Consider the following 26421-nt stretch of genomic DNA (forward strand, 5'->3'; position numbering starts at 1 on the left):
TGGCGGGGCCCACTTCGTTGTTGTACTCAACCCCCTGATCTCAGCCCTACAGATTAGCCGAGATTGGGGTTTTCGCACTGAAGCTCAATGTCTCCAGCAGGCACTTCTTGGAGCCGGGCATTTTGCGCGTCGATTTGCCATACCAGTTGCTCGGTTTCAAACCATTCTGTCTCCGCCCGGGCCATCACAGCCACAATATCCGCTGCGGACATGTCACCCTGCCGACGACAGCGACCGCCAATGAACAGGGTCGATTCGTTCGCTTCTAACTGCTGGGATATGGCGGGTGGAACGGCAACCACATCCACAATTTCCCATTCGGTAATGCTGCCCTGAGCATCGGTGGCAGCGGGCACTTGTAGCCATACCAAGTGCTGCCCATTTTGCTTGGCATGGGTAATGCCGCCTTCGGTGCCTCGCAGGGCTGGCAACATGGAGGCCGCCAGTAGCTCCATATCAGCACTGGGCATGCCATCACCGGGGTAGCGAGCCCCAATTAGGCTTGCTGGATTATCTGAATTGTCTAGACTTTCTGAGATAGGGGGGGATGGTTCGGAGGTTTGGCAGGCGGTTAGCACGAATGGGGCTAGCGCGATCGTCATCATCCCCCCCATCATCGAACGAATTCGACTTGTCATATGCTTCACGATGTTTTGATTGTGACGATTTCTTCTTCTCCCTACACTTCACAATATTGCTTTTTCTGATGACGATACGGTTCGTTACGGTTTTCTCAACCGTATGGTGTGCATTGGTTGAATTATGTTCGGCTATCTCACTCAAAACTGTTCACAGAACCGAACCCAAGGTTTTGCTGGTATTTCTTATTCTGATAACAGAGGCGAGTAACCCACCGATTCAACACTCCCTCATCAACGCACTAACTTATTGCTCACACTGAGGAGAAAAGGATATGGCACTTGTACGTTGGGAACCTCTTCGCGAAATGGATACGCTACAGCGTGAACTGAATCGTTTGTTTGATGATGTGTTGGTGCCAACTGCCCGCCGTGACTTTGGTGTTCATTTTGCCCCGGCGGCTGAGCTAGAAGAAACCAATGACGCGATTGTTTTGCGGCTTGAAGTTCCAGGAATTGATGCTAAGGATTTGGATATTCAAGTGACTGCCGATGCGGTTGCAATCCGAGGCGAGCGCAAGACCGAAACCAAAACAGAAGAGAAGGGTGCTTTCCGTTCTGAGTTTCGCTATGGTTCCTTCCAGCGTGTAATCTCGATGCCGATTCGCATCAATAATCAGGCCGTGACGGCTGATTACAAAGATGGCATTTTGCACCTGACGCTGCCCAAAGCCGAAGAAGAAAAGAACAAAGTTGTGAAGGTGAACTTGGGCTAGACAACAGTTTGTCGCTCTTGCATGAGCGATCGCAGGTGTAACCCCTAAGACGACAACGAACAGACGGTAAGACGAGTCAATGAAGGCTGTCAGCTATCAGCAAAATAAAACGTGCTTTTTCCCAAACTGGCAGCCTTTTTTCCCTTAAGTGGAAATGACATGAGATTGGTTTCAGTCAGTTGAGTTGTGTAGATACCGTTGAATCTCCTAAACCTTTTGGTAACAGAACAGAGGACGAACGATGACAAAGATTGTTGGAATTGACTTAGGAACGACAAACTCCTGCGTCGCAGTCATGGAGGGTGGTAAGCCGATTGTGATTGCCAATGCAGAAGGCTTTCGTACAACCCCGTCGGTAGTGGCATTTGCCAAAAATGGCGATCGCCTAGTGGGGCAAATTGCCAAGCGGCAAAGCGTTATGAACCCTGACAACACCTTCTACTCAGTCAAACGATTCATTGGTCGCCGATATGACGAAGTTACCCATGAATCGAAAGAAGTTGCCTATAGTGTTGTGAACAGTAACGGGAACGTGAAGCTGAACAGTTCCCAACAAGGAAAACAGTTTGCTCCTGAAGAAATCTCTGCACAGGTTTTGCGTAAGTTGGCAGACGATGCTGCGAAGTACCTGGGTGAACCTGTGACCAAAGCTGTGGTGACGGTTCCTGCCTACTTTAATGATTCCCAGCGACAAGCCACGAAAGACGCAGGTAAGATTGCGGGCCTGGAAGTGGTGCGAATTATTAATGAACCAACGGCTGCCGCACTCGCTTACGGATTGGATAAAAAATCGAACGAAACGATCCTGGTGTTTGATCTGGGTGGCGGTACGTTTGATGTGTCCGTTTTGGAGGTGGGTGATGGGGTGTTTGAAGTGCTCTCTACCTCGGGCGATACTCACCTGGGTGGCGATGACTTCGACAAGAAAATTGTGGATTGGTTGGCCGACGCTTTCCAAAAGCAAGAGGGCATTGACCTGCGCAAAGACAAGCAAGCCCTCCAGAGACTGACAGAAGCGGCAGAAAAGGCCAAAATTGAGCTGTCGAGCGTGACTCAAAGCACCATCAATCTGCCCTTTATTACCGCTACGCAAGATGGTCCCAAGCACTTAGAAGTGACGCTGACTCGTGCCCAGTTCGAGGCGATGACGGCGGACTTGTTGGATCGCTGCCGCATTCCCGTAGAGCGGGCGCTCAAGGATGCCAAACTGGCTGCTGACAACATTGATGAGGTGGTGCTGGTGGGCGGTTCCACTCGCATTCCTGCGGTGCAGGACGTGGTGCGCCGCATTATCGGCAAAGACCCCTGCCAGGGGGTGAACCCGGATGAAGTGGTGGCCGTGGGTGCTGCGATTCAGGCGGGTGTGCTGGCGGGCGATGTGAAAGACATTTTGCTGCTGGATGTGACGCCTCTGTCTCTGGGATTGGAAACCCTGGGCGGCGTGATGACCAAGCTAATTACTCGAAATACCACGGTTCCTGTGAAGAAGTCGGAAGTCTTTTCGACGGCGGCAGATGGCCAAACCAGTGTGGAAGTGCATGTGCTGCAAGGCGAGCGGGAGATGGCTGCCGATAACAAGAGCCTAGGCACCTTCAAACTGGATGGCATTCCCCCAGCCCCACGCGGTGTTCCCCAAATCGAAGTCACCTTCGATATCGATGCCAACGGAATTTTGTCGGTGTCGGCGGTGGATAAGGCAACGGGTAAGCGCCAGTCTATCTCGATTACAGGGGCTTCGACGCTTGACAAGAACGATGTGGAGCGGATGGTGCAAGAGGCTGAGCGCAATGCTGAGGGCGATCGCCAACGTCGTGAGTTGGTGGATGCTCGCAACACGGCAGATGCCCTGGCCTACCAAGCCGAGAAGCAAGTGCAAGAGTTTGCGGACAAGATGCCCGCAACCGACAAGCAGCGCATTGAAGGCTTGATTGCTGAGCTACGCCAGGCTGTTCAAGGAGAAGACGCCAGCCGCATCCAAGCTCTCACCCAGGACTTGCAACAATCGCTGATGCAGATTGGCAGTGCTGTGTATGGTCAGGCGGGCGGCGATGCTGCTGAAGGAGCAGCGACATCTGGCCCCAGCACAGGTTCGGATGATAGCGTAATTGATGCTGATTTTGTGGAAAGCAAATAGCAGTTCGCAAAACTAAACTCAGTGCGCTCGATGGCGCGTTGAAGTTGCCCTCTGGTATTGCCCCCCTTGTTTTGCAAGGGGGGCAAACTTTTATGGCTGATTGCGTGGTTCGGGCGATCGCCGCATCATATAAAGTAAACCATTTGTGTGGGAAAGACATGCGCCTGCATCATTTTCTGGGCACTCCGTTCTTGTCGTGACCAGAAAATGATGCAGCGGTGTCGTTTACTGCTTTCATTCACCACTTTCGATATGCGAAGAACGGAGCTGAGTGGCTTGATGGGCTTTGGCTTTGGCGGGATTTAAGTTTCCAGGTGGGCATAGCAATTTGTGGAAGCGATTTGGGATTTCTAGAGTAAGTTTGGCTGGTTGATTGCTGGGTATGACATCTTTTTCTACCACCGATGATTCTGCACAGAATCTAGATGAACTGCGCCAAGAGAATGCTCGACTCATGGCTGAGTTGCAGCAGGCGCGTGAGCAAGCCCAAAAGATGAGAACAAAGCGCGATCGCCTGCTCCAATTTTTTGAGCTGTCAGAAGAGATGTTTTGCGTTGCGGGAAGCGACGGTTATTTTTTGTGGGTGAGTGCGGCGTGGACGCGAGTGTTGGGCTATACCTCGCAAGAGTTGAAAAGCCAGCCATTTCTTACCTGGGTGCATCCTGATGATCGCGATCGCACGAGCGACATGCTGCAACACATGCAGGCTGGCATCGAAACCCCAAGCTTTAGCAATCGATATCGCTGCAAGGATGGCTCGTATCGGTGGCTGTCGTGGTCTGCAATGTCGTTTTCCGCCAACCTAACCTATGCAATCGCCCGCGACATTACCGCTAGCAGAGCTGTGGAGCAAGAGCTGGCCCGCCAACGCGAACTGCTTGATGCCTTTTTTGCCGCCGCACCGATGGGATTAGCCATCAACGATCGCGATTTGCGCTTTACCCACATCAACCAGGTCATGGCCGACATTAACGGCAAGCCGATTGAAGAGCATTTGGGCAAAAGTTTGGCAGAAGCCCTGCCCGATATCGCCGACAACTTAGAACCTGTGTTTCATCGGGTGTTGGCAGGGGAGTCGGTGATTAACATTGAGTTTGAAACCCCGGCCCAATCGCAGCCTGACGTGCTGAGGCATTGGCTGGTCTCCTATTTCCCATTACCAGATGCAAAGCAACAGCCAATTGGTGTATGTGCGGCCGTGCTGGATATTAGCGATCGCAAGCGCGCCGAAGCAGAACTGCAACGATCGGAAGCGCGGCTGCGCAGAAAAGTGCTACAGGAGAACTTGCTCAATCGGCTAACGCACCAAATTCGACATTCGCTTGATGTAGACACCATTCTAGAGACGGCTGTTCGCGAAATTCGCCTACAGATTCAGGCTGAGCGCTGTCAATTTGCTTGGTATGTGCCCGATTATGCCAAACCCTATTGGAAAATCGTTGCAGAAAATAATGCAGCGGGTACTCCCATCGCCCCAAGTTGCTACCCAGCGGCATACTTTCACACCTTTACCCAGACCCTACTGGAACTAGAGCCCGTGCGTGTGGATGATATGGCTTGTTTGGGCGATCGCCTCCATGAAGAGATTGGGCTGCGGGCCATGTTGGCATTTCCAATCCAAACCAACTCTGGCATGTTTGGTTTGCTCAGCGTGAGCGAAACCCAGCAGCCCCGACGGTGGACCGATGCCGAAACCCGACTGCTGCAATCGGTGTGCAACAGTTTGGCGATCGCGATCGAGCAGGCCGACTTGTACCAGCAAATGCGCGATCGGGCTCACCAACTGGAGACAACCCTACACGAGCTGCAGCGCACCCAAACCCAACTGGTGCAAAGCGAGAAAATGTCGAGCCTGGGGCAGCTGGTCGCTGGAGTCGCCCACGAAATCAACAATCCCGTTAATTTTATCTATGGCAACTTGGTCTACGCCAATGATTACACCCGCGACATCTTGAACCTGCTGCGGTTGTATCGCCAGCATTACCCCAATCCCACGATGGAAATTGCCGAGCAAGCCGATGCAATTGATGTTGACTTTTTGGTTGAAGATTTGCCCAAATTGCTCAATTCGATGAAGGTTGGGGCCGATCGCATTCAAGAAATTGTGGCTTCCTTACGCAACTTTTCCCGCATGGATGAGGCGGACTACAAGCTGGTAGATGTGCACGAAGGCATCAACAGCACCCTCATGATTTTGCAAAATCGGCTTAGGGCCAAAACGGTTCGTATTGATGAGAAGGAATACTACAGCCCCGGCATTAATGTAATTCAAAACTTTGGAGATTTGCCCCAGGTGTATTGTTTCCCAGGGCAGCTCAACCAAGTGTTTATGAACATTTTGGCTAATGCGATTGATGCCCTGGAAGAGCGAGACTGCGATCGCGCCGTGTCCGATCTCACCACCCATCCCAGCACCATCGAAATTACAACGGCAGTCCTGCCCAACCATCACATTCGCATCAGCATCAAAGACAATGGCCCCGGCATTGCCCCCCATCATCAGCAATACTTGTTCAACCCCTTCTTTACCACCAAGCCCATTGGCAAAGGTACTGGGCTTGGCATGTCGATTAGCTACCAAATCATTACCGAAAAACACGGTGGCTCGCTGAGGTGTCATTCGGATGTGGGTCAGGGCGCTGAGTTTATTATCGAAATTCCGGTAGAGCCTAACGCTGAACTGATGCGCAGGGCTTAAGGTTGGCCAAAGTGAGTACGATTTCATCTACCGTGGGCCGCACCGATCGCACGGGCTGGTCAAAGTGATTTACCAGAATGCTAAATGCCAGCGGTGGATAATTAGGCGGATTGAGATAGCCAGAGAGAGCCGTAATGCCGCTAATGGCCCCTGTTTTGCCGTAGAGCCGTCCTTCTACGACCGTGTCCCGAAACCGACTGCGCAGCGTACCCGCTTGGCCTGCAACGGAGAGCGATCGCCGAAATACCTCTGCATGGGGATGTTGGGCCATGGCCTTGAGCGTTTCTACCAAGGCGATGGGGGTGGCCAAGTTTTTGCGGGCAAGGCCAGAACCATCGGCCAATATCAGACCCGTCGCATCGACTCCCAAAGATGCAAGTATCGTCTCCGTTTCCTCCAACCCTGCTTGCAGAGTGTTTTCGGTGGTGGGTGAGGTGGCGGCACCTAGCGATCGCAGCAGTGCCTCGGCGTACAGATTATTGCTGTTGCTATTGGCTTCTGTGATCAGCTCAGCCATGGGGGGCGACAGTACTGCTGCCACTTCTGGATCAGTCAGGGGTTCGTTGGGCAAGGCAACCCTGGGGCCAGGGGCTAACTGCCGGACTGAAATTCCAGCCGCGCTCAGCACCTGGCGAAAGGTTTGCAGAAAATGCTGGGTGGGGGTGGGGGTGGAAATGGCGTCCTCCTCGGGGGCGGCTCCAACCCGCAACTGACCGTACACCCGGAGGGTCCGCGTACCCGGATCGCGTCCCAGGCGAGTAAACTCTGGTTCGGAGGCTGCGACCGTTTGTGAGGTGTTGTCGATGGTCCATCCGGCTGCATGGGCGGGGTTAGTCCATTCCACTCGCAACGGCTGCCCCAACTGCTGGGGAATCAACCGAAGCGCGATCGCATTTTCGTTCACAATCAGGCTGTTGACTGGAGGGGCATAGCCCGCCTGCAAGTCTTCCCATTCCCAGTTGGGATTGATCGGGTCGCCACGAAAGTGATGGTCATGGGCAACCAGTCGATCGATTGCAGTAATCCCTTGGTTTTGCAACTGGGTAGCCAGAGTTTGAAGCTGGGCCGTTCCCAGGTTGGGATCACCCCGTCCTACGACTTGGAGTTCCGTTGCATCCTGCCGAGTGGTGCGATGCACCGATGTGCGAATTTGATAGGTTGGCCCAAACTGTGCCAGGGCGGCAGCTGTGGTGAACAGCTTCACGTTTGAGGCGGGAATGAAAAATTGCTCGGCATCTCGCGCATACAGCCGCTGGCTTCCATCCAGGGTTTCCACTAAAATTCCCCATCGGGTGCGATCGCGCACCGAACTTTGCTCAATCGTACGGGCGATCGCCTGCTCCAAATTTGCAGGACACACCTCGCTGGCCTGGGCTGCCATCCCTCCTAGCAACACACTCAAGCTGGCAAACAGGAGCGCGAACCGATGTGTTTGGGGCATAGCAGAAGACGTAATGGAGTAAGAGAACGGGTGCGATACCTCTGATGTTTCCAGGGTTTCCATCTCAATAGATGCGCCCTACGGCTCTCGGCAAATGCCAAAGACAGAGGTGTATCCATGGATGAAGGTAGAGTTGCCCACGGGGCCAATTTCACCGCCACAAAAGAAGCCGCTCAGGGGCACATTGGGAATGAACTGGCTGAACAGCTTGGAGTCAAAGTTGGGTTCGTCGTACAACCCTTCGCCCCGGCCTACGCACGTAAACATGAGCGCCCCTGCTGGCGATGAGCCAACGTGCTGTTGACGATAGCGCTGCAGCAACATTTCTAGATCTTCCGCCGAGGCATCGGCGTCGCGCAGGTGAAACTGAATGCGCTGCCCCGGACGAACGCGATCGCCAATGGCAATGGCTCCAACGCGGGGATCAACCCCCAGCATTGTGCGAATTAAAAAATCACCCTGCTCCAGCCGCATCTTAAACTCACTTTGGGCCACCCCAATGAACAGCGAGTTTTGGGCTAGCTCCTGCTCGTCATCATCCAAGTCTTGGTAGAGCGACTGTAGGGCTTCTAGCGGTGTGCAAATTTCGCCATCATTAGCCTCGCCCGACTCATCCTGCTGTTCAAGCTTCAGCATAATGTTCCGCTCGCCTTCTATCACGCGGTAGGGATGGCCAATTGGGCGGCACCCCTGAGCCACAATCGCTTCCAGCACAACATTGCCACTCAGGGCAACGCCAACGGTTCCTTCTCGATAAAATTCAAAATCTCGAAATAGCCCGTTCCCTGACATGGAACTGCTGGTTGCCATGCCGCCAATCTTGACGGCTTCGGGATAGGCATAATCCAACCCGGGCAGCAGATCACGCGTTTCAGATGAGAGCGAGTCACTGAGCAAAATGAAGTGGGGCCGATCTTCTGGCGGTACCCCAATCAAATCTGACCAGCGGTTGGGTGGGCTGTCGAGATCGGGCAAATCTTCTTCCACCAGATGAAAGGTTTGAACATTGACCCCAGGTAAGTGCGCCAAGCTGAGGGTGAGCGCGGCTTCGTCTTCTAGCTCACAAATGCCGCCAGAACCATCGACTCCTACAACGCCGCCGCCACTGCAGCCAATCAGCGCGGAGACTGACAGATGCTCTTTGAGTAGGGGCATCAGCCGAGAATATTCGCTGGCAAAGGCAGAGGAAATAAACACAAGCGCGAGGTCGGCAGATGCCTGAAGCCGCTGCTGTGCCTGCTCAACCACTTCTTTGACAGCGGCTTCGAGCGATGGCTTGGTTGAGAGTGCGCTGGCCCACTTCATGCGGCCCGGTGTGGCTTCTGGCATCGTAACGTCCCTTATCCTGCGAATCCTTTTTCCATTTTGGGCTGTTTTGGAAACCAAATGACAAACCAAATCTCCTAAAGATCTTTAGATTCTCATGCAATCTCAGGATGAATCACCATTTTGGGAGGGGATAGATACACCAGAGCTAGCGGTGGGTCGGTTTTAGTAACAATAGCTACAGGCAAGAACCTGCGATCGCACGTTAGCATAAACTAAAGATTCCAATCTAAATTTTGTGGGCGTGTAATAATCCTCCGCATGGGTGACTTAATAGAACCACTCCTCACGGTAGTCTAAAATTGGAACAGTTCAGAAAAATATCGGTTTAACTGAGAGCTATGAGCGATATTCAATCAAAAATTGAGCAAGAGCGCCAACAAGCCCGCGAAGCTTGCGAGGTGAACGGTAACGGATCTCCTGAGTGTGCAGCTGCATGGGATGCGGTTGAAGAACTGCAAGCAGAAGCCTCTCACCAGCGTGCTAAAGATACCAACAAAAACTCACTTCAGCAATACTGCGACGATAACCCGGAAGCTGCTGAGTGCCGCGTTTACGACAACTAAGTATCCTGTCTTCTTAGGTCATTTTTCAGGATATTTTAAGGGCATGGAAACATGCCCTTTTTCAATGCTAGCCCTTCAACAAAGTGGACAGGTCGATGAAGATTCTTTGACTTTATCGATTCACTTAAATTGCGTTCATTGATAGGTTTTTTATATCAGAAGAACAGGAAATTCTAATGAATCGCAATTCGGGAAAAGTGAACGATAGAGTTTTGAAATCTGTCTGAAATCAGGCTTCTCTGTCTTTTATGTCAATGGTTTGATTGAATGAAAGATTGATTGGATGAAGTTTAGAACTTTTAACGATACCGTCGGCTTATCCGATATTGCATGATGCCGGTTGCAAGGTGAGCTAGACGGGGTGGATAGTCATATCAGCGACAAAAGGCACGAGATACGCAGGAAATATGGTGAGTGTGAATCTTGATTTGCCAGATTTGGAGGCGACCCATTGCCTGGGAGAGCAACTAGGGCGATCGCTCTCGGCTGGAACGGTGTTGCTATTGCAAGGCGATTTGGGCAGCGGCAAAACCTCCTTGGTACAGGGATTGGGGCGTGGCTTGGGAATTGCTGATCCCATCGTTAGCCCAACATTTACCCTGGTCAACGAATATCCCGAAGGACGGGTTCCGCTGTATCACCTCGATCTTTATCGGCTCACGCTAGCCGAGGTTGATGCGCTTTATCTAGACACCTACTGGGATGGTCAGGAGTACGCGCCGGGTATTGTGGCGATTGAATGGGCAGAGCGCCTTTCCTATCGACCTGCCCACTATATAGAGATTGTGCTGCAAGCAACGGAACGGGGCGATCGCCATGCCACGCTCACATCCGTCGGCAGAGTACGGCTCCCTCAGCTCAGCGTATAAGTTTTGCGGTTGCCGAAGTTGTCCCGCAATATTTCGGTTGATTTTCGCCCGATTTTGGCGGCTATGGTCAAATATTTAACAATTCTCGAGTATTTTATGAGAGTTTAATAAACCATTGCGACAAAAGCATGGCTGTATTCCTTGAAAACGGCTTAATCTGAAGTCACGATAATCTTTTGCAGGACTTGGGAATTGCGATTTGGGTGCCGTTGCCGCATCTTTCCTGAGCTGCCTTGCTTGTGGCCTGTGAGCGATCGCGCAAACAGCAAAAGCAGGAGCTTGGGTGAGGCGTGCAAGCGGATCTCCCTTGCTCAACGCTATGCATTGACCGAGAATCCGTATCCTGAAGAATTCGGATTCACGAATATGGATGGTCGCAAGTCGATTCCTTGAGTGCCTCCACGGCGGCATGCCGCCGTGCTAGTGCCTTGGTTCAGCCTGATCCGTGACCCATGCAGTGGCTCTTTGCTAGCCATGGGCTAGTAGCCCCCACAAAGGTTGCGGCATAGGACCGGATAAGTGGCACTACCAACCGCAGCTTAAAGGGTGTCTGAGAAGTGTCAAATGGTGTGCATTCGCCCTCAACCCCCCAATTCTGGGGGACTTCCAGCCCTGTTTTTCATTCACAGTTTCCCAATTTTGGGGGATGTCGGGGGAGGTTGGGGTTGCCATTGGAACCTTTAAAACATCCTCTTACCCACAGATTGCTTAGCCACCGTACTTAATCCGCTGGCTAGAAATGCGGCAATACGATTCATTAAAATTCTTTTTTCTCAGAGGTATTTTGATAGCAATTGAGAGCTGACTGTCACTAATTTACAAATGTTATAGATTGATAGTTTATTGATTGGATAAAGCGGACTGGGATGAGCGGCCTATTTCCCTTGGTGGAGTGAAATGGTTCTGTCAGCTACCCCAGCTCTCATACTTTTTTGATCCGCTTTTCAAGCACATTTACTCAAATTTTTACTGGCTCTACGTTTGGTATTTCACTCAGCAGGACAGCATGGAAACTTCGAGCAAAACACAGGTCGGTCCCCAGGTCGACGCAGCATGGCAGCTACTAGAGCGTTCGGTGGTCTACGTGGGCGATCGCCCCGTAGGAACCGTTGCCGCCTGCGACCCAACCGTAGAGGCATTGAATTACGACCAATGCTTTGTGCGTGACTTTGTCTCCTCTGCACTTTTGTTTTTGATCAAAGGCGAATACGACATGGTTCGCAACTTTTTGATCGAAACGTTGGCGCTGCAAAGTAGCGACAAGCAAATGGACTGGTTTAATGCAGGACTGGGCGTGATGCCAGCCAGTTTTAAGGTCGTGTCGGAAAGCGACGGACAATACTTGGTGGCCGACTTTGGTGAACACGCAATCGGTCGAGTTACTCCCGTCGATTCCTGCTTGTGGTGGATGATCTTACTGCGGGCCTATGTCAAAGCCAGCGGTGATTGGGAACTGGCGCATCAGCCCGATTTTCAGCAGGGTATCGTGTGGATTCTCAAGCTGTGCCTGGCTGATCGCTTCGATATGTATCCCACCATGTTGGTGCCCGATGGCGCGTTTATGATTGACCGTCGCATGGGTGTAGATGGGCATCCGCTCGAAATTCAGGCTTTGTTTTACGCAGCACTGCGAGCTGCGCGGGAGCTGTTACTTCCCGGCTTCAAGCGCGACATTTACTACCACATTGTGAACCAGCGGTTGGGCAGTTTGAGCTATCACATCCGCCAGTACTACTGGCTGGACTTAAAGCGACTCAACAATATTTATCGCTACCGAGCCGAAGAATTTGGGATTTCGGCGGTTAACAAGTTCAACATCTATCCCGACTCCATTCCCGACTGGATTCATGACTGGATGCCAGAGCGAGGTGGCTTTTTGGCAGGAAACTTAGGGCCAGCTCGGATGGATTTCCGCTTTTTTACGCTGGGAAATTTGATGGCGGTGATTAGTTCGCTGGTGAGTGATGATGAAGCTCAGCTCATCATGGATTTAATCGAGCAGCGGTGGCAAGATTTGGTGGGCTACATGCCAATGAAGATTTGCTATCCTGCCGTGGCTGACTTGGAATGGAAGATTTTGACTGGGTGCGATCCCAAAAATGTGCCCTGGTCGTATCACAATGGCGGCAACTGGCCAGTGCTCATGTGGTTTTTGGCGGCGGCAGCGGTGAAGACAGGACGCGTTGATATGGCTCAGCGGGCGATCGCCATTGCCGAAAAACGCCTGAGTGAGGACGAGTGGCCCGAATATTACGACGGTCGGCATGGTCGATTGGTGGGCAAAGCATCCCGTAAGTACCAAACTTGGACTATTGCGGGGTTCCTATTGGCAAAAGAGCTGATTGCCCATCCAGAACACCTAAATCTTATTTCGTTTAACGAAGATCCAGATGTGCTGGATTGGATGTTAAAAGTTCAAGACATTAGCTGATGGATGGGCTGTTCTGAGGTTTGCGCAGCGCGCAAACCTCAGAACAGCCCTTAATCGAAACTGACGTTAAAAAAGAGTTCACGAACTATAGCCATGAACTCTTTTTTTATTCATCTTATCGATGCATCTAAAATTGATTGCACCAAACGCTCAACGGCTAGAGCGGTTACGCCGCAACTTGCGGTGTCTCCTTTTGCTCTAGATTCTTAGCGTTTCCCTGAATCAGTTTGTCGTAGAGCTGCCCCAACTGAGTGGTGACTCCCTCCCAACTGAAATAGGTTTCGACTCTGTGGCGACCGTTGTTGCCCAATTCGGCTCGCCACGTGTCGTTTTCTAAAATGCGATCGATTGCATGAGCAAACGCATCAACATCCTTGGGCGGTACCAGCAAACCTGTTTCTTCAGAAACGACGGTGAACTGCAATCCACCAACATCGCTGGCCACAACGGGAGTGCGGCTGGCCATTGCCTCAATAGGTACTAGGCCAAAGGGCTCATAATGGCTGGGCACAACGCTCACATCGGCTGCCGCATAGTATAGGTGTAGATTCGTTTCATCCAACCGACCAGGGAAGCTCGTCATGTCTTGCATGCCTAGCTCGTGAACAATTTTCTCGATGCGATCGCGCTCATTCCCATCGCTTTTACCAGGGCGACTACCGCCACCGATAATTAGCTGCAGGTTTTCGTGGTCACGTAGTTTGGACTGGGCGATCGCCTGAACCAACGTTTCGATCCCTTTCCGTGGGTCAAATCGACCCACATACAAGGCAATCTTGGCATCGGGATCTAAACCGAGCTGTGCCCGCGCTTCCTGGCGCGATACATTGCCAAAGCGTTGAATATCGGTGCCACATGGAACAATCACCACATTGCCCAGTTCCGAAACATATTCCCGCATGTGAGCTTGCTCCTGCGGGCTAGTTGCCACAACACAATCAACCGTCTCAAGACAGGTTTTTTCGACCGGCAGACGCTGCATCGCCACAGTAGGCATTTGAGCGATCGCCTTGTACTTTACGGCTCCCAATGAGTGATAGGTGTGAACCTGCACCAGTGGATACTTTTGCCGTAGATTCATCCCCACCCAAGACGACAACCAATAGTGGGTATGGACAAGCGAATAAGATACCGATTCCCGGCGCTGAAACGCTTCCATTGAGCTAACAAACTCGGGTAGATACTCAAACAGTTCATTACGGCTACGAAACTCTAACGGCCCAGCCTGAACGCGGATCGTGCGGCAGGTTGGAGAATGCTGCACGATTTCTGGCTGATCTGCATGGCTCTTGCGGGTGTACATATCAACGATCCAACCCTGCTTTGCCAAATGTTCGCCCACTTGGCGAACATACACATTTTGGCCACCAGCTTCCTCTTGACCAATTTCGGCTGCTGGGTCGCCAGCAACAGAAATTAGAGCAATTCGCCGATTTTGATCTGGAAACATGACTGACTCTTTCACCTCATGGTTCACGATTTTTGCTCGACACCAGAGGCAATAGTTATTGGACCCTCAGTGTCAGAGCCGGCACAAAACTACTACAAAGCCGCATACTGAAATTGAAGGATACTGACGAAAATCGAACCGTAAAACAATTGTGCAAAGCGACTTTGCAAGCAACTGTGCCGATTGTACAGTCCCTCTCAATGCCGACGAAGTTAGCTGACGGGCTAGGGCTGAGAGTTGCCCTTCCTTTGAAGGTTTTGAGTATGACCAGTTAGAGCTGTAAGCAATTGAAAATTGCAAGTTTCTAGCTGGCTTCTTCAGTTCCCTTCCGTAAAAGATATGCCCCAAAGTTTGGTTCCTCCGCTCCAGTAAGGTGCTTTGATTAGCCAATTCGGCAACTCAAGCCTTACTGAATTAGGCTGACTTATGAGTTTTGCTGCGAGAATAGCTTACCAAAAGTTTTTAGTCAACTCATCACCCCAAAGGGATAAGCCTGGTATAGGAGATGACCAAAAGCAGTTAGAAACTACCGATTTTAATTTACGGTTTACCGTACTTGATGCAAAAAAGTATTTGTATCAGGTACGGCTTCGGTTAGCTATCAAGAATCGCAAATTGTTTCAACAAAATGAATTTTCACAGCTTAAGCCTTGATTCCGTTTGGCGATCGCTATCCTTTTGATCTCATCCTTTGCTGCTTTTACTCATACTCATGTGCAAATTCATGTGAAAAATTTGGACAACAGTTTGAACTCTTGAAGAAAACATGAGCACTTTTCAACTTAACCGCATGATTAGCATCCATCCCCCAACTGGGTGAATTAAAGCTCAAAGAGGAACAAGGAAGGAACTTCATTCGTCCTTTCAACCCGTTTATCAGTGCTTAAAATATCAGGTCTTAAAACTGGCTTGAATGAGATTCGAAGCTGTTACGAGAAATGCAACGAAAGTCATGTGACAGTTTGGAAAGAGAACCTTGATAAACCTTGGATTTGTTTTTTCGAAATACAACAGTAATAGGTTCGCAAGGAAAGAAGATTGACTCAACGTTAGAGGAACTTCTTATCGCTAGAACCCATCTTAAAACTTAATGCGCTCAAGTTCTTGTTCATTCAAACTGGCTGTAATTGACGCTCAAAACAACTCATTTTTGTATGCAATGCATAGCCGTTTGAAGAACTAAATTGATTCGTCTCTTGAGCCATTCTCTCACCTATTTTCGATGGAAGGAACTGACATGAAACGCTCTATTAAGTCGATCGCTGCTCTCTCTTCTTTGGCTGTTTTGGCCGTTGCTCCAGTTGTATTCTCAGCCAACTCTGCTTCGGCGCTGCCCCTGGCTCGCGGTATGAATGGTAACTACCTCGGCGCTGGTATTTCGGCAGGAGTAACTGAAGATGCTTCTGGTGACAGCACGTTTGGTGCCAATGTTCAGGGACGTTTTGATGTGCCTTTGGCTCCTGTCTCTGTTCGGGGTGCTGCTCTGTTTGGTGATGATTCTGTCGCACTCATGCCTATCGTCACTTACGATGCGGCGATCGCTCCCAACACAAACCTGTACTTGGGCGGTGGCTACTCCTTCGTTACCAATGAAGGCAACTCGACTCCTCTAGGCGACAAAAATGCGCCCGTCATCACTGCTGGCGTTGAAACAGCCGTGCTCAGCAATGTCGTGGTGTACGGAGATGCCAAAGTTGGCTTCGATGCTTACCGCAACAGCAACGATGCAGCGGTAAGCCTCCAACTCGGCGCTGCTTATCGCTTCTAAGCTGAAGGCGCTTCCTGGCAATCCTTTCGGTTAGCGCATAGGGTTAAGCCAATAAGGTTAGTCGCATAAGCCTCAAGCCGCTCGATGTACTGCATCGGGTGGCTTTTTGGATCAGGGACACTCAAAGGCGATCGCACAGTTCAACCCGGTTGAACCAAGGCTTACCAAACTGGTAAGCCCTGTGCAAAAGCGCTCAGCCATTGTTTCGCATCAACCGTTGCAGGACTGAACTGACGTTAATAGGACTTACGCACTTCATCCGAAAAACCTGGGGATTGAATGATGTGTGGGGCGCTTAGCGCCCCACACATCATTCAACTGCACAAGTCCTGGTTAAAATAAGCTGGTGATCATGCAAATTGAATCATCAATTTAACAATTAATTAAAGTTCTACCCATCAACAGCAGTTAGGTCTATATCCAGTAAAACTGGGTAGACAATCGGAACCTTGCCCACCAGGTCACAACTGGATCAGCCGCACGGGTAGTAGCAAGCTCAGGCTTTGCACGTTTTTCAATTGAAAGAACGAAAGAATAAATTTTTAGTGTTGGAGCCGAATTTCTTTGCGGATCGGCACTATGGTTTCGGTATGCGAGTGATAAAATAGCTATGATTTCCCAGAATCTCTATCGGGATAGTGTGAATCAGTGGCTTGCCTAGAGTGCGCTCTCGCACCACCCCTTGCCTTAGTCCGTCAATTACTTAAAACTGTTACTGCGCTTATGTCTCCCACCTCAGTACCTGCCGCTGCCCAAGTCTCTAAGGTTTCCAAAGTTGAAGGGATTAAAGAGCGTAGCAATCAACTGCGTGAACCCGTTGCTACTGAACTGTTATTAGACACAACGCACTTCACTGAAGAGGCGGTTCAAATCCTGAAGTTCCACGGCTCCTACCAGCAAGACAATCGGGACAACCGGGTCAAAGGTCAGGAGAAAGACTACTCATTCATGTTGCGGACTCGGAACCCAGGTGGGTTCATTCCGGCTCAGCTCTATCTCGTTCTGGATGAATTGGCCGATCGCTACGGCAGTGGTACGCTGCGGGCCACGACTCGCCAGGGATTTCAGCTCCATGGTGTGCTGAAGAAAGATTTGAAAGCCACGATTGCGGCCATTGTGCAAAATATGGGCTCGACGCTAGGAGCCTGTGGCGACCTGAACCGTAACGTGATGGCCCCGCCCGCCCCATACCAAAACCGAAAAGATTATGCATATGCTTGGGAATACGCTAACCATATTGCAGACTTGTTGACTCCCCAAACGGGCGCGTACTACGAAATTTGGCTGGATGGTGAGAAGTATTTATCTGCTGAGGAACACCCCGATGTGGTAGCGGCTCGTCAGCGTAACGGCAATGGCACGGTGATTCATGATGTAGAAGAGCCGATTTATGGCACTCACTACATGCCACGCAAGTTTAAGTGTGCCGTGACCGTACCTGGCGATAACTCGGTAGACCTGTTCTCACAAGATGTAAGCCTGGTGGTGATTACAGACAGCGCAGGTGAACTGTTGGGCTTTAACGTATATGCTGGCGGCGGTTTAGGTCGAACTCACAACAAAGAAGAAACGTTTGCTCGCATTGCCGATGAGATTGGTTATGTCGATAAAGCGGATATCTATGATTTTGTGAAGGCGATTGTGGCGACCCAGCGTGATTATGGCGATCGCACCGATCGTCGTCACGCCCGCATGAAATATCTAATCAATGATTGGGGAGTGGAGCGATTCCGTGAAGCGGTTGAGCGCTACTTTGGTAAGTCCATTCAGCCAGCAAAGCCCCTACCCGAGTTCAAGTATCTCGACTTTTTAGGATGGCATGAGCAGGGAGATGGCAAGCTGTTTTTGGGCATCTCGGTTCAGAATGGCCGAGTCAAAGATGAGGGTACCTTCCAACTTAAAACAGCGCTGCGCCAAATTGAGTCCAAATTTGCTTTGCCCATGCGGGTTACCCCTCACCAAAACGTGCTGCTGTACGACATTGATCCTGCTGCCAAGGAAGCCATTCAGCAAATTTTGACCGATCACGGCGTCCCAACTGTTGAGGCGATCGATTCTCTAGAGCGCTTGTCGATGGCTTGTCCTGCCCTGCCGACCTGTGGCCTTGCCATTACCGAGTCAGAGCGCGTATTGCCTAGCATTTTGGAGCGCGTGCGTGCCCTGCTTGACAAAGTTGGTCTCAAGGACGAACAGTTTGTGATTCGCATGACAGGGTGCCCCAATGGTTGCGCGCGGCCTTATCTGGCGGAGTTGGGATTTGTGGGGCAGTCGCCCGAGTCGTACCAGATCTGGCTGGGGGCTGATCCCCACCAAACTCGCCTTTCTCGTCCCTTTGCGGAAAAGGTGCACGTGAATGATTTGGAAGCGTTGCTAGAGCCGTTGTTCCTGAACTTTAAGCAGAACCGCCAACCCAATGAAAGCTTTGGCAACTTCTGCGATCGCGTTGGGTTTGATGCGTTGCGGCAGTTCACCGTTCCTACCGTTCCTGCCAAGAGTTCTGGCAAAGCACGATACCGCATTGGTGTGCGCGATGCCGTATACGAAAAGCTCAAAGCTTTCTCAACGGAGCGCGGTATTTCCATGACAGACGTGACCTGCGAGGCTCTAGAGCAATACTTTAAGAATCTCTAGAGGAGGCTGGCAGCGCAGGGGCAAACCTTTTGCTGCTGCGGCATCGGTAAGCTGGGTGTCACGAGACTGAATCTTGCCCTTTTGTGCACTAGTGCATGGAAGGGCTTTTTCAGAGTGTTGGGGCTGTGATGAAAGCAACTGAGGCCAACTCTAGACCTGCTGTATGAATTGGATGAAGCATGAATCATTCGCACAACATCGTGTAGCAGGCCTGCTGCTGTGGCGGGTTGATATAACCTGTACAGGGCGATCGCCCGCTCAAATGCGGTCCGAGAAATGCTTGATACCCCTGGTGGAATATTTCTGTATATAAACGGATATAACGAACCCTAAAGAAAAGCTTGAATTCTGATAAATTTCGGATTTCATTTGATAGTTTATAGACATAGATAAATAACGCCGACACTCCATTTTTAAGTTGGCCTTTCAAAACTTCTGGTGATGCCGTTAGCCTGCTTTTGCTTTAAAAGGCTGACTTGTGTATTCGCCTAATAGCCCCTGATTTCTGAGTAAGAAATCAGGGGCTTTATCATGGAGGATTGCCATTGATAAAACTGTAGAGCCGGATGATGAAAAACGGTGCACAAGCGTGTCCGCGTGCAGTCACCTATTGCTCAATTTCTATTCTTGGGTCTGCAATTTCCTAATGAATTGCCATGAAGTTTAGTGAGGCCCAATCAGATGTTGAAATTCTGTATTTTGACGAATATTGTCAAACGAAACATCCGTTTGAGCCATGACCCGATAGAGATTAGGACTGAGGACAATTGCCCGATGTAGGCTGCGAATTGCTAAGTCCACTTCGCCTTGGGCACTATGGGCGCAGGCTTTCCCATACCAGGCTTCGGGGTTTTCTTCTTTGCTTCTCAGCGATTTATCAAAACTGGAAATGCTGTCTTCATAGCGACCAAGCTTGGTGAGTACGACTCCGCGATAGTTCCAGGCGTAGTAGCAATTACGTTTAATAGCGATCGCTGTATCCAGGCTGCTCAGCGCTTCATCGTAGCGGCGCAAGGCAGCAAGTGCATATCCCCGATTGTACCAAGCGCGGTAATTTTCAGGCCGCAGTTCTACCACATGGTCAAAACAGGTAATGGCCTCACGATAGCGAAACAAACAGTTGTAAGCGTAGCCCTTGTTGTACCAAAGTTTGGCATCATAAGCATCGAGCTTTAGCCCTTGGTCAAAGCTCGTAACAGCCTCTTCAAAGCGCTGTAATTTTGCTAAGGAAATACCCTTGCCATGCCATGCCAATACATACTTCGGCTTCAGCACAAGTGCTCGCTCAAAACTGGCGATCGCCTCCTCGTAAAACCTCATTTCGTACAGGGCATATCCCCGCTTGCTCCAAGCCTCAAAATGGTCGGGATGCAGCCGCAACAGTTTGTCAAATCGCGCAACCGCACCTTCATAGCGTCCAATCACAAATAAGGCTGTTCCCTGGCTCAACCAGGTGTAAACATCTTTATCTTGGTCCATAACGTGCTGACGATTCAGGAACGAGCTCAAGCTTGAAGCCATCTCTTTGTACATGACCATTGCTCCGTTACATAGCACCCTGCTGTTTCGTGAGATGGCCGGCCTAAGCCAAGCCGCACAACTCGCTCAATCAACATCGCTACTTGTGTGAAAGTAGGACAACAGATCCACCATGATCTGAGCTTAAACATTTCAACACTGGCGCGGCATAAATTTCCTCAAACAATTGATAATGTTTTGGTGTTGATTTCACTCGAATTACAGTATCAATTGGCGAAGGTGAGCCATTTTTTGGGTGAACTTACGGATCGGGTTATTGGGTCATGGTTGGTTCATATCTATCTTCAACAATTTTGAGGAAAGTGTCTCCAGAGGTGGGGATTGGACTGGGATAATCGATCGACCACAGCAGCGTGATCCATCAAGGTTGAATCTAAAATTATGACTTAACTTATCTCACCATTCTCTCCAACACACTCAAGACTTATGTGCTTCGGTCAACTTGCTGAAAATTTAGCGACTTTTGTTGAGGTGTTCTCAACCCTGAGTTTGGCAGTCAGCTCTACCATTCAGCCATAAGTTCAAAACGACGAACTACTCATTAAACAGGCGATCGCCATGCGGACAGAAAAAGACTCGATGGGGGAGCGTCAAATCCCCGATGATGTGTACTACGGGATTCAAACCCTGCGTGCCGTTGAAAACTTTCCCATTAGCGGACTGAAGCCTTTGTCCACGTATGTGGATGCCTGCGTGCTGATCAAAAAAGCAACCGCGATTGTGAATACCGAATTGGGCTGCATTCCCAACGAGGTGGGGCAGGCCATTGTGCAGGCGGCGAACGAAGTGCTACAGGGCAAACTGCGGGATCAGTTTGTGGTGGATGTGTACCAGGCCGGAGCTGGAACCTCGCACCACATGAATGTCAACGAAGTGTTGGCCAATCGAGCGCTAGAGCTGCTGGGGGGCACCAAGGGCGACTACCAGCGCGTAAGCCCCAACGATCATGTGAACTATGGTCAATCCACCAATGATGTGATTCCGACGGCCATTCGCATTGGAGGCTTGTTGGCATTGGAGCACAGCTTATTTCCGGCGTTGGCCGGAGCGATTACCACGCTGGATACCAAGGCGGCAGAGTATCAAGATGTGGTGCGCTCGGGCCGAACTCACTTGCAGGATGCGGTGCCTGTGCGTATGGGAGAAACGTTTCGGGCTTGGGCGCAAATTTTGGCCGATCACCTGGTGCGCATTGAAACGGCATCGATGGATTTGACGGTGTTGGGCTTGGGCGGTAGCGCCGCTGGAACGGGGTTGAATACCCATCCCAACTATCGCAAACGCGTGGCTCAAGTCCTTTCCCAACTCATTGACAAGCCGCTGCAATCGGCCCCTCATTTGATGGCGGCGATGCAGAGCATGGCTCCGTTTGTCAACGTATCGGGCTGTCTGCGCAACTTGGCGCAAGATTTGGCCAAAATTTCCCACGATCTGCGCCTGCTAGATTCGGGGCCAAAAACGGGTTTCAAGGAAATTCAACTGCCGCCTGTGCAACCGGGATCATCCATCATGCCCGGAAAATACAACCCAGTGTTGGCCGAAATGACCTCGATGGTGTGCTTTCAAGTAATGGGGTATGACAATGCGATCGCCATTGCCGCCCAGGCTGGCCAGCTTGAGCTAAATGTGATGATGCCGCTCATTGCCTACGACCTCATCCACAGTATTGAACTGTTGGGCAATACCCTGGATGCACTGAACACCAAATGCCTCAAGGGGATTACCGTGAACCGCGATCGCTGCTTGACCTATGCCGAAGGAAGTTTGGCCCTGGTGACCGCATTAAATACCCACATTGGTTACCTCAACGCAGCGGCAGTTGCCAAAGAATCCCTCGAAACTGGGAAGTCTTTACGGCAAATCGTGCTAGAAAAGGGGCTAATGAGCGAGGCAGACTTGGCGCAAGTGTTGAACTTGGAGCAAATGAGCGCGATGCCTGCTCCTTCCGCTTCGGGCAATTCGTAATAACCTTTGGAGGCGATCAATGCAAACACAAGACAGTCTCTACACGCAAATTACGGTGCATTACATTAACGGCACGAGCGAGTCGTTCAACCTGTACATGCCCCTGCAAGATGACGGCACGTTGCAAACCACCCAGCTTGAGGTTCGGCACTTACTGAAAAAGGAATGGTGGATTGTCAATCTGCAAGATCAGACGCTTTTCATCAACGTTGACAATGTGTTGAAGATGGAAATGAAACCCCCGTTGACCCAGCTTCAGGGTGAGGATGTGTTTAGCAATGCGGAGCGGGTAACTGCGCTGAATCGCAAAGGGTAATGCCGTAGAAAACATGGGGTGGGAACCCCAGGTTGGGGAGTGCCCAAGTCATCGAAAGGAGTTGGATGGTGCGTTATGCTAAAAGCCAACTCCTTTCTTAAGTTTGATTGCGTGTATGCGTCCCTCTGTTAGCTTTGTTCGCGCTGCTTCCTACGAGTACGACCATGTGCAAGCCTGCGTTACCGCCATGTTGGAACCGCTAGGTGGTATGCAAGCCTTTGTAAAACCGGGCGATCGCGTGTTGCTCAAGCCCAATCTGCTCACCGGATCGCGACCAACCAAGGAATGCACCACTCGCCCCGAACTCGTCTATGTTGTGGCCAAGATGGTCATGCAGGCAGGCGGCAAACCCTTCCTAGGAGATAGTCCGGCTTTTGGCAGTGCGCGCGGTGTGGCGATCGCCAACGGATACAAACCCATCATCGAAGAATTAGGGCTACCTGTTGTGGACTTTAACGGTCGCCGCTACGAGACCGTAAGCCAAGAGTTTAATCATTTGCTGCTCTCCAAAGAAGCGATGGAGGCCGATGTCATTATCAACCTGCCAAAGGTCAAATCACACGTCCAACTCACACTCACTATGGGCGTCAAAAACTTGTTTGGCTGTGTTCCTGGCAAGATGAAAGCCTGGTGGCATATGGAGGCTGGAAAAGATCGGCTGCGCTTTGGCACGATGTTGGTGGAAACGGCTCGGGCGATCGCCCCCAGCCTCACGATTGCGGATGGCATTATTGGCCACGAGGGAAAAGGCCCCAGCGGTGGCGAGCCCCGATTTCTAGGCCTCTTGGGCGCATCCGCCAATGTCTTTGCCCTTGATCGTGCCCTCGTCGAAATCTTAAATGCTGATCCGTCTACCGTGCCGACTATTGTGGCATCTCAAAAATTGGGACTTTGTCCCGAGCTTGCCGACATCACCTTTCCGTTGCTAACGCCGCAAGAGCTACAGCTTGCCGATTGGAAACTACCCGACACCATCGTACCCATTGATTTTGGCCTGCCTCGGGTTGTGAAGTCGTCCTTCCGGCATCTCTATATTCGCTACATCAAAGAGCCCATGCGGGCTTATGCAAATCGTCTGAGTTAGGGATTAGGCAACCTCGGGGCGGACTCTCTCGACTGGTTTGCTCGGCCTGTCAACCCGGTCAACGTAAGGCACTTGCGGTGGTAAGGTGCCGATTAGGCAGCCATTATCCAACATACAACCCCAAAACTCCGCGTCGCCTGCTCAGTGGGCGACACGGAGTTTTGGGGTTGGTTTTTAATGGTGTCAGGGTACCTATCATCCATCCCAGGGTGAGTCATCGGGCCTACCAAGTTTGTTCCTAAGGGCGTGGGAGGAATGAACCTTTGTGGTTTATATTAAGAAAAATTAAGAGAGATCGGATGAAGGCTTGACAGAAAAGCTGCGATCTTCTGCCCAATGCGACGTGTGGAGTTAGGCTTGTGACTTTTTCTGTGTTGCCTCAGACCTCTGGTAATTCGCAAATTGCGGTTTACTTCAAGAAATCTGCCGGAGAGTGGCGATCGGAGCGGCGGTACTATACCTTGCCCCATGGCGATACGAAGGAAATGATCAGCCATATTCAAGTGCGCTACTTGGAAGAGGGAAGCCCAGAATTGCTTCACCTAGCTCAGCTTCACCAATTGTCTGCTGATACGGTGCTGCACTGTGGAGCAGAGGTATCGTGGCATAGCGAGGAGTCGGTATCGGGCAAGAAGCAGTCCCGAGGTTCGACGCTATTTGGTGCGCTGGGTGATATTTTGTATCGCGATCGCGGTTTTGCCACCCCCAAGCCTGTCACGGCCAATTTTTACTTCCCCAATCCCGATACGCTGTGTTTGCGAACGGAATATCAGAGTTCCTCTTTTGAGGAAGAAGTGAAGCTGATTGGCCAACGTTATCGCACCCGCCAAACCATCATTACCCGCGAAGGCGAACAGCAAATGATTGGCCAGTATTTGGAAACACGGATTGCTTAGTTCATGGTCTGCGCATGCAGGCTGCAAGGCTTGTTTGTTTGCCTAAACAGTGCCGATTGCGTTTTTGCTTCTTAGATGTACGGGAGATCCTTTATGGAAGAACCGCACTGCCGCTCTTCCACAACAGCTCTTCCCAAACCATAGAGCAGTAGGTGTGATTTAGAGAGATGACAGAGCAATCTCTCGCTGTTCTACATCAGGCGCGATCGCAAGGGGATCGTAGCCAAGCTGTTGAGAAATCCGCTCTCTAGCAAGCTCACGATATTCCCAAAAATGCTCGCCCGCTGCACACAGTCCTAAATACAGGGTGAGCAACTGCGGCTTTTGCCGAAAGAGCTGCCAGAGCTGCTGCCAAAACTGCTGGCGAATTTCTGGACGACGCATGCCTTGATGCCAAATCAGCTGCGCCACAAGTCGTAACTGGCGGTGCAGCGGTACCTGCATTGTTTGCCTGCGTCGATCTGCCACATTTAAGTTTAAGCATTGGCGAAAACAGCGCTTGAGGTAGGTGGTTGGTTCATACAACTGCCAAAAGCCTTCGACATACTCGCGGGCTAATTCTGGAAGGGGGCGAGTTGGCTCAAAGTTCATGAGCGTGTTTTGATCACCCGTAGGATGGCCTTCTGCGTCGAAAAGGCGGCCTTCCTCCTTCAACCGATTCCACAGAGCGGTATTTGGTAGCGCCTGCAAAATACCTAACATCGGTTGGGGAATACTTGTTTGTTCAATAAAGGCTTGAATGCGATCGCCCGCTCCAGAGCGCTCCCCATCAAATCCCAAAATGAATCCGGCATAAATGAGCAGTCCGGCATTATTAATTTTTTGGCAAGCCTCCACCAGCGGATTCCGTGTATTTTGTACTTTGCGAGTGACCTGTAAACTGTCTTGATCTGGCGTTTCAATTCCCAGAAACACTGCATAAAATCCAGCATCTTGCATCAAGCTCAGCAGTTCTTCGTCTTCTGCCAAGTTTACTGACGCTTCGGTTATAAAGGTGAATGGGTAGTCGTGCTGCTGCATCCAAGGAATCAGTTCCCGCAAAAATCGTTTGACGTTGCGCTGATTGCCAATAAAGTTGTCATCCACGATAAAGATTGAACCGCGCCAACCCAAGTCATATAAAATTTGTAGCTCGGTAAGGGCTTGTTTGGGCTCTTTGGTACGGGGCTTGCGGCCATACAGCGAAATAATGTCGCAGAATTCGCAGTTAAATGGGCATCCGCGCGAAAATTGCATCGCCATCATTAAATAGGCATCGCGCTGCAACAGGTCAAACCGGGGCGGTGGACTCAGGGTGACATCTGGTTTTTCACATGAACGGAAAGTTCCGCTTTCTTGATGGTTGGCGATCGCCTCTACGAACTGCGGCACCGTGAGTTCGCCTTCATCCAGCACTAAGTAATGAGCCCCTGCCGCTTGGGCATCCTCCGGCACTGAGGTAGGATAAGGCCCGCCAACGGCCACTTTTTTGCCAAGGGCAACCCCCTTGCGAATCAGGGCTTGAAAGTCTACCTTTTGTACCAACATGGCAGAAATAATGACGAGATCGCACCATTCCCAATCAGCTTCTGTTTCAGGCGTAACGTTGCGATCGTAAAAGCGAATATTCCAATCTTGAGGAAGCAATGCGGCAACGGTTAGGATTCCCAAGGGCGGAATCACAGCCTTTAATCCAGCAATTTCCATGAAGCGATCATACGACCAAAACGATTGAGGAAATTGGGGATAAAGTAACAACGCTTTCATATAGTTCTCCTGATTTCAGTTGGGGGAGTCTGACGTTTCAGGGTTAGGATTTCTAACAATGCTCAAGGCAGCAAAACAATCGCCAATCGTGAATTTAAGGGGAGGCTTGAGAACCTAGAACTCTAAAGAAATACTCCATTAAGGAAAAATGCTTATCGCTACGGTCTTAATACCGTTTGGATAAGCATAATCATCAGGGCTTGCTGT

At 50.8% G+C, this 26421-nt stretch carries 19 protein-coding genes and 1 riboswitch; of the genes, 12 read left to right on the forward strand and 7 right to left on the reverse strand.

What is annotated here, in order from left to right:
• Positions 1 to 53: 53 nt before the first annotated feature.
• Entirely contained in the window at positions 54 to 638 is a 585-nt protein-coding gene (locus tag ACQ4M4_RS24670; protein ID WP_430687136.1) for a hypothetical protein, read from the reverse strand.
• A gap of 275 nt (positions 639 to 913) precedes the next feature.
• Here ACQ4M4_RS24670 and ACQ4M4_RS24675 point away from each other — a divergent pair, with 275 nt between their 5' ends.
• From ACQ4M4_RS24675 to ACQ4M4_RS24685, 3 genes are all read left to right on the forward strand, one after another.
• Positions 914 to 1354, forward strand: a complete 441-nt coding sequence (locus tag ACQ4M4_RS24675; RefSeq protein WP_430687137.1) for an Hsp20/alpha crystallin family protein — start codon at positions 914 to 916, stop codon at positions 1352 to 1354.
• Positions 1355 to 1595: 241 nt separating this feature from the next.
• Positions 1596 to 3488, forward strand: a complete 1893-nt coding sequence (gene dnaK / locus ACQ4M4_RS24680; protein ID WP_430687138.1) for a molecular chaperone DnaK — start codon at positions 1596 to 1598, stop codon at positions 3486 to 3488.
• Positions 3489 to 3870: 382 nt separating this feature from the next.
• Positions 3871 to 6186: a PAS domain-containing sensor histidine kinase gene (locus ACQ4M4_RS24685; RefSeq protein WP_430687139.1), complete on the forward strand. Its 2316-nt coding sequence runs from the start codon at positions 3871 to 3873 to the stop codon at positions 6184 to 6186.
• Here the strand turns inward: ACQ4M4_RS24685 and dacB are convergent.
• The gene (dacB, locus tag ACQ4M4_RS24690; RefSeq protein WP_430687140.1) at positions 6158 to 7627 is read right to left on the reverse strand and encodes a D-alanyl-D-alanine carboxypeptidase/D-alanyl-D-alanine endopeptidase; all 1470 of its coding nucleotides are present in this window, start codon (positions 7625 to 7627) and stop codon (positions 6158 to 6160) included. The genes ACQ4M4_RS24685 and dacB overlap by 29 nt on opposite strands.
• A gap of 78 nt (positions 7628 to 7705) precedes the next feature.
• Positions 7706 to 8956, reverse strand: coding sequence for an FIST signal transduction protein (locus ACQ4M4_RS24695; RefSeq protein ID WP_430687141.1), 1251 nt, complete (start codon positions 8954 to 8956; stop codon positions 7706 to 7708).
• 338 nt (positions 8957 to 9294) lie between these two features.
• Between ACQ4M4_RS24695 and ACQ4M4_RS24700 the strand changes: the two genes are divergently transcribed.
• Positions 9295 to 9519 (forward strand): Calvin cycle protein CP12, encoded by a 225-nt coding sequence (locus ACQ4M4_RS24700; RefSeq protein WP_430687142.1) that lies wholly within the window; start codon positions 9295 to 9297, stop codon positions 9517 to 9519.
• A gap of 407 nt (positions 9520 to 9926) precedes the next feature.
• The gene (tsaE, locus tag ACQ4M4_RS24705; RefSeq protein ID WP_430687143.1) at positions 9927 to 10388 is read left to right on the forward strand and encodes a tRNA (adenosine(37)-N6)-threonylcarbamoyltransferase complex ATPase subunit type 1 TsaE; all 462 of its coding nucleotides are present in this window, start codon (positions 9927 to 9929) and stop codon (positions 10386 to 10388) included.
• A 152-nt stretch (positions 10389 to 10540) separates the two neighbouring features.
• Here tsaE and ACQ4M4_RS24710 read toward each other — a convergent pair whose 3' ends face one another.
• Positions 10541 to 10684, reverse strand: a complete 144-nt coding sequence (locus ACQ4M4_RS24710) for a hypothetical protein (protein ID WP_430687144.1) — start codon at positions 10682 to 10684, stop codon at positions 10541 to 10543.
• A 710-nt stretch (positions 10685 to 11394) separates the two neighbouring features.
• Between ACQ4M4_RS24710 and ACQ4M4_RS24715 the strand changes: the two genes are divergently transcribed.
• The gene (locus tag ACQ4M4_RS24715) at positions 11395 to 12819 is read left to right on the forward strand and encodes a glycoside hydrolase 100 family protein (protein WP_430687145.1); all 1425 of its coding nucleotides are present in this window, start codon (positions 11395 to 11397) and stop codon (positions 12817 to 12819) included.
• Positions 12820 to 12985: 166 nt separating this feature from the next.
• Here the strand turns inward: ACQ4M4_RS24715 and ACQ4M4_RS24720 are convergent, their stop codons facing one another.
• Positions 12986 to 14269 carry a glycosyltransferase family 4 protein gene (locus ACQ4M4_RS24720; RefSeq protein WP_430687146.1) on the reverse strand — a complete coding sequence of 428 codons (1284 nt, stop codon included), beginning with the start codon at positions 14267 to 14269 and terminating at the stop codon, positions 12986 to 12988.
• A gap of 187 nt (positions 14270 to 14456) precedes the next feature.
• Positions 14457 to 14676: riboswitch (cyclic di-AMP (ydaO/yuaA leader) on the reverse strand.
• 830 nt (positions 14677 to 15506) lie between these two features.
• Here ACQ4M4_RS24720 and ACQ4M4_RS24725 point away from each other — a divergent pair.
• Both ACQ4M4_RS24725 and sir read left to right on the forward strand, forming a co-directional pair.
• On the forward strand, positions 15507 to 16037 hold the full coding sequence (locus tag ACQ4M4_RS24725; protein ID WP_430687147.1) for a hypothetical protein: 531 nt from the start codon (positions 15507 to 15509) through the stop codon (positions 16035 to 16037).
• 723 nt (positions 16038 to 16760) lie between these two features.
• A complete protein-coding gene (sir, locus tag ACQ4M4_RS24730) occupies positions 16761 to 18668 on the forward strand; it encodes a sulfite reductase, ferredoxin dependent (RefSeq protein ID WP_430687148.1) in 1908 nt (635 codons plus the stop codon).
• A 663-nt stretch (positions 18669 to 19331) separates the two neighbouring features.
• Here the strand turns inward: sir and ACQ4M4_RS24735 are convergent.
• Complete coding sequence (locus ACQ4M4_RS24735) at positions 19332 to 20147, reverse strand: tetratricopeptide repeat protein (RefSeq protein ID WP_430687149.1); 816 nt, start codon at positions 20145 to 20147, stop codon at positions 19332 to 19334.
• Between the two features lie 618 nt (positions 20148 to 20765).
• Between ACQ4M4_RS24735 and ACQ4M4_RS24740 the strand changes: the two genes are divergently transcribed.
• The 4 genes from ACQ4M4_RS24740 (at position 20766) to ACQ4M4_RS24755 (ending at position 24468) form a co-directional block, all read left to right on the forward strand.
• Complete coding sequence (locus tag ACQ4M4_RS24740; RefSeq protein WP_430687150.1) at positions 20766 to 22172, forward strand: aspartate ammonia-lyase; 1407 nt, start codon at positions 20766 to 20768, stop codon at positions 22170 to 22172.
• Positions 22173 to 22191: 19 nt separating this feature from the next.
• Complete coding sequence (locus tag ACQ4M4_RS24745; RefSeq protein ID WP_430687151.1) at positions 22192 to 22488, forward strand: hypothetical protein; 297 nt, start codon at positions 22192 to 22194, stop codon at positions 22486 to 22488.
• Positions 22489 to 22603: 115 nt separating this feature from the next.
• Positions 22604 to 23572 carry a DUF362 domain-containing protein gene (locus ACQ4M4_RS24750; RefSeq protein WP_430687152.1) on the forward strand — a complete coding sequence of 323 codons (969 nt, stop codon included), beginning with the start codon at positions 22604 to 22606 and terminating at the stop codon, positions 23570 to 23572.
• A 359-nt stretch (positions 23573 to 23931) separates the two neighbouring features.
• Positions 23932 to 24468 carry a phycobiliprotein lyase gene (locus ACQ4M4_RS24755; RefSeq protein ID WP_430687153.1) on the forward strand — a complete coding sequence of 179 codons (537 nt, stop codon included), beginning with the start codon at positions 23932 to 23934 and terminating at the stop codon, positions 24466 to 24468.
• Positions 24469 to 24627: 159 nt separating this feature from the next.
• Here ACQ4M4_RS24755 and ACQ4M4_RS24760 read toward each other — a convergent pair whose 3' ends face one another.
• A complete protein-coding gene (locus tag ACQ4M4_RS24760) occupies positions 24628 to 26214 on the reverse strand; it encodes a B12-binding domain-containing radical SAM protein (RefSeq protein WP_430687154.1) in 1587 nt (528 codons plus the stop codon).
• Positions 26215 to 26421 lie beyond the last annotated feature (207 nt).

Origin of the sequence: Leptolyngbya sp. AN02str (assembly GCF_050565595.1) — a bacterium.
In the GTDB taxonomy this organism is placed as follows: domain Bacteria; phylum Cyanobacteriota; class Cyanobacteriia; order Elainellales; family Elainellaceae; genus Kaiparowitsia.

Coding starts and splice junctions, on each gene's coding strand:
- ACQ4M4_RS24740 (WP_430687150.1), top strand. CDS start 20,766: ATGCGGACAGAAAAAGACTCGATGGGGGAGCGTCAAATCCCCGATGAT.
- ACQ4M4_RS24735 (WP_430687149.1), bottom strand. CDS start 20,147: ATGGACCAAGATAAAGATGTTTACACCTGGTTGAGCCAGGGAACAGCC.
- ACQ4M4_RS24685 (WP_430687139.1), top strand. CDS start 3,871: ATGACATCTTTTTCTACCACCGATGATTCTGCACAGAATCTAGATGAA.
- sir (WP_430687148.1), top strand. CDS start 16,761: ATGTCTCCCACCTCAGTACCTGCCGCTGCCCAAGTCTCTAAGGTTTCC.
- ACQ4M4_RS24745 (WP_430687151.1), top strand. CDS start 22,192: ATGCAAACACAAGACAGTCTCTACACGCAAATTACGGTGCATTACATT.
- tsaE (WP_430687143.1), top strand. CDS start 9,927: ATGGTGAGTGTGAATCTTGATTTGCCAGATTTGGAGGCGACCCATTGC.
- ACQ4M4_RS24670 (WP_430687136.1), bottom strand. CDS start 638: ATGACAAGTCGAATTCGTTCGATGATGGGGGGGATGATGACGATCGCG.
- ACQ4M4_RS24720 (WP_430687146.1), bottom strand. CDS start 14,269: ATGTTTCCAGATCAAAATCGGCGAATTGCTCTAATTTCTGTTGCTGGC.
- ACQ4M4_RS24675 (WP_430687137.1), top strand. CDS start 914: ATGGCACTTGTACGTTGGGAACCTCTTCGCGAAATGGATACGCTACAG.
- ACQ4M4_RS24695 (WP_430687141.1), bottom strand. CDS start 8,956: ATGCCAGAAGCCACACCGGGCCGCATGAAGTGGGCCAGCGCACTCTCA.
- ACQ4M4_RS24725 (WP_430687147.1), top strand. CDS start 15,507: ATGAAACGCTCTATTAAGTCGATCGCTGCTCTCTCTTCTTTGGCTGTT.
- ACQ4M4_RS24760 (WP_430687154.1), bottom strand. CDS start 26,214: ATGAAAGCGTTGTTACTTTATCCCCAATTTCCTCAATCGTTTTGGTCG.
- dacB (WP_430687140.1), bottom strand. CDS start 7,627: ATGCCCCAAACACATCGGTTCGCGCTCCTGTTTGCCAGCTTGAGTGTG.
- ACQ4M4_RS24750 (WP_430687152.1), top strand. CDS start 22,604: ATGCGTCCCTCTGTTAGCTTTGTTCGCGCTGCTTCCTACGAGTACGAC.
- ACQ4M4_RS24715 (WP_430687145.1), top strand. CDS start 11,395: ATGGAAACTTCGAGCAAAACACAGGTCGGTCCCCAGGTCGACGCAGCA.
- ACQ4M4_RS24700 (WP_430687142.1), top strand. CDS start 9,295: ATGAGCGATATTCAATCAAAAATTGAGCAAGAGCGCCAACAAGCCCGC.
- dnaK (WP_430687138.1), top strand. CDS start 1,596: ATGACAAAGATTGTTGGAATTGACTTAGGAACGACAAACTCCTGCGTC.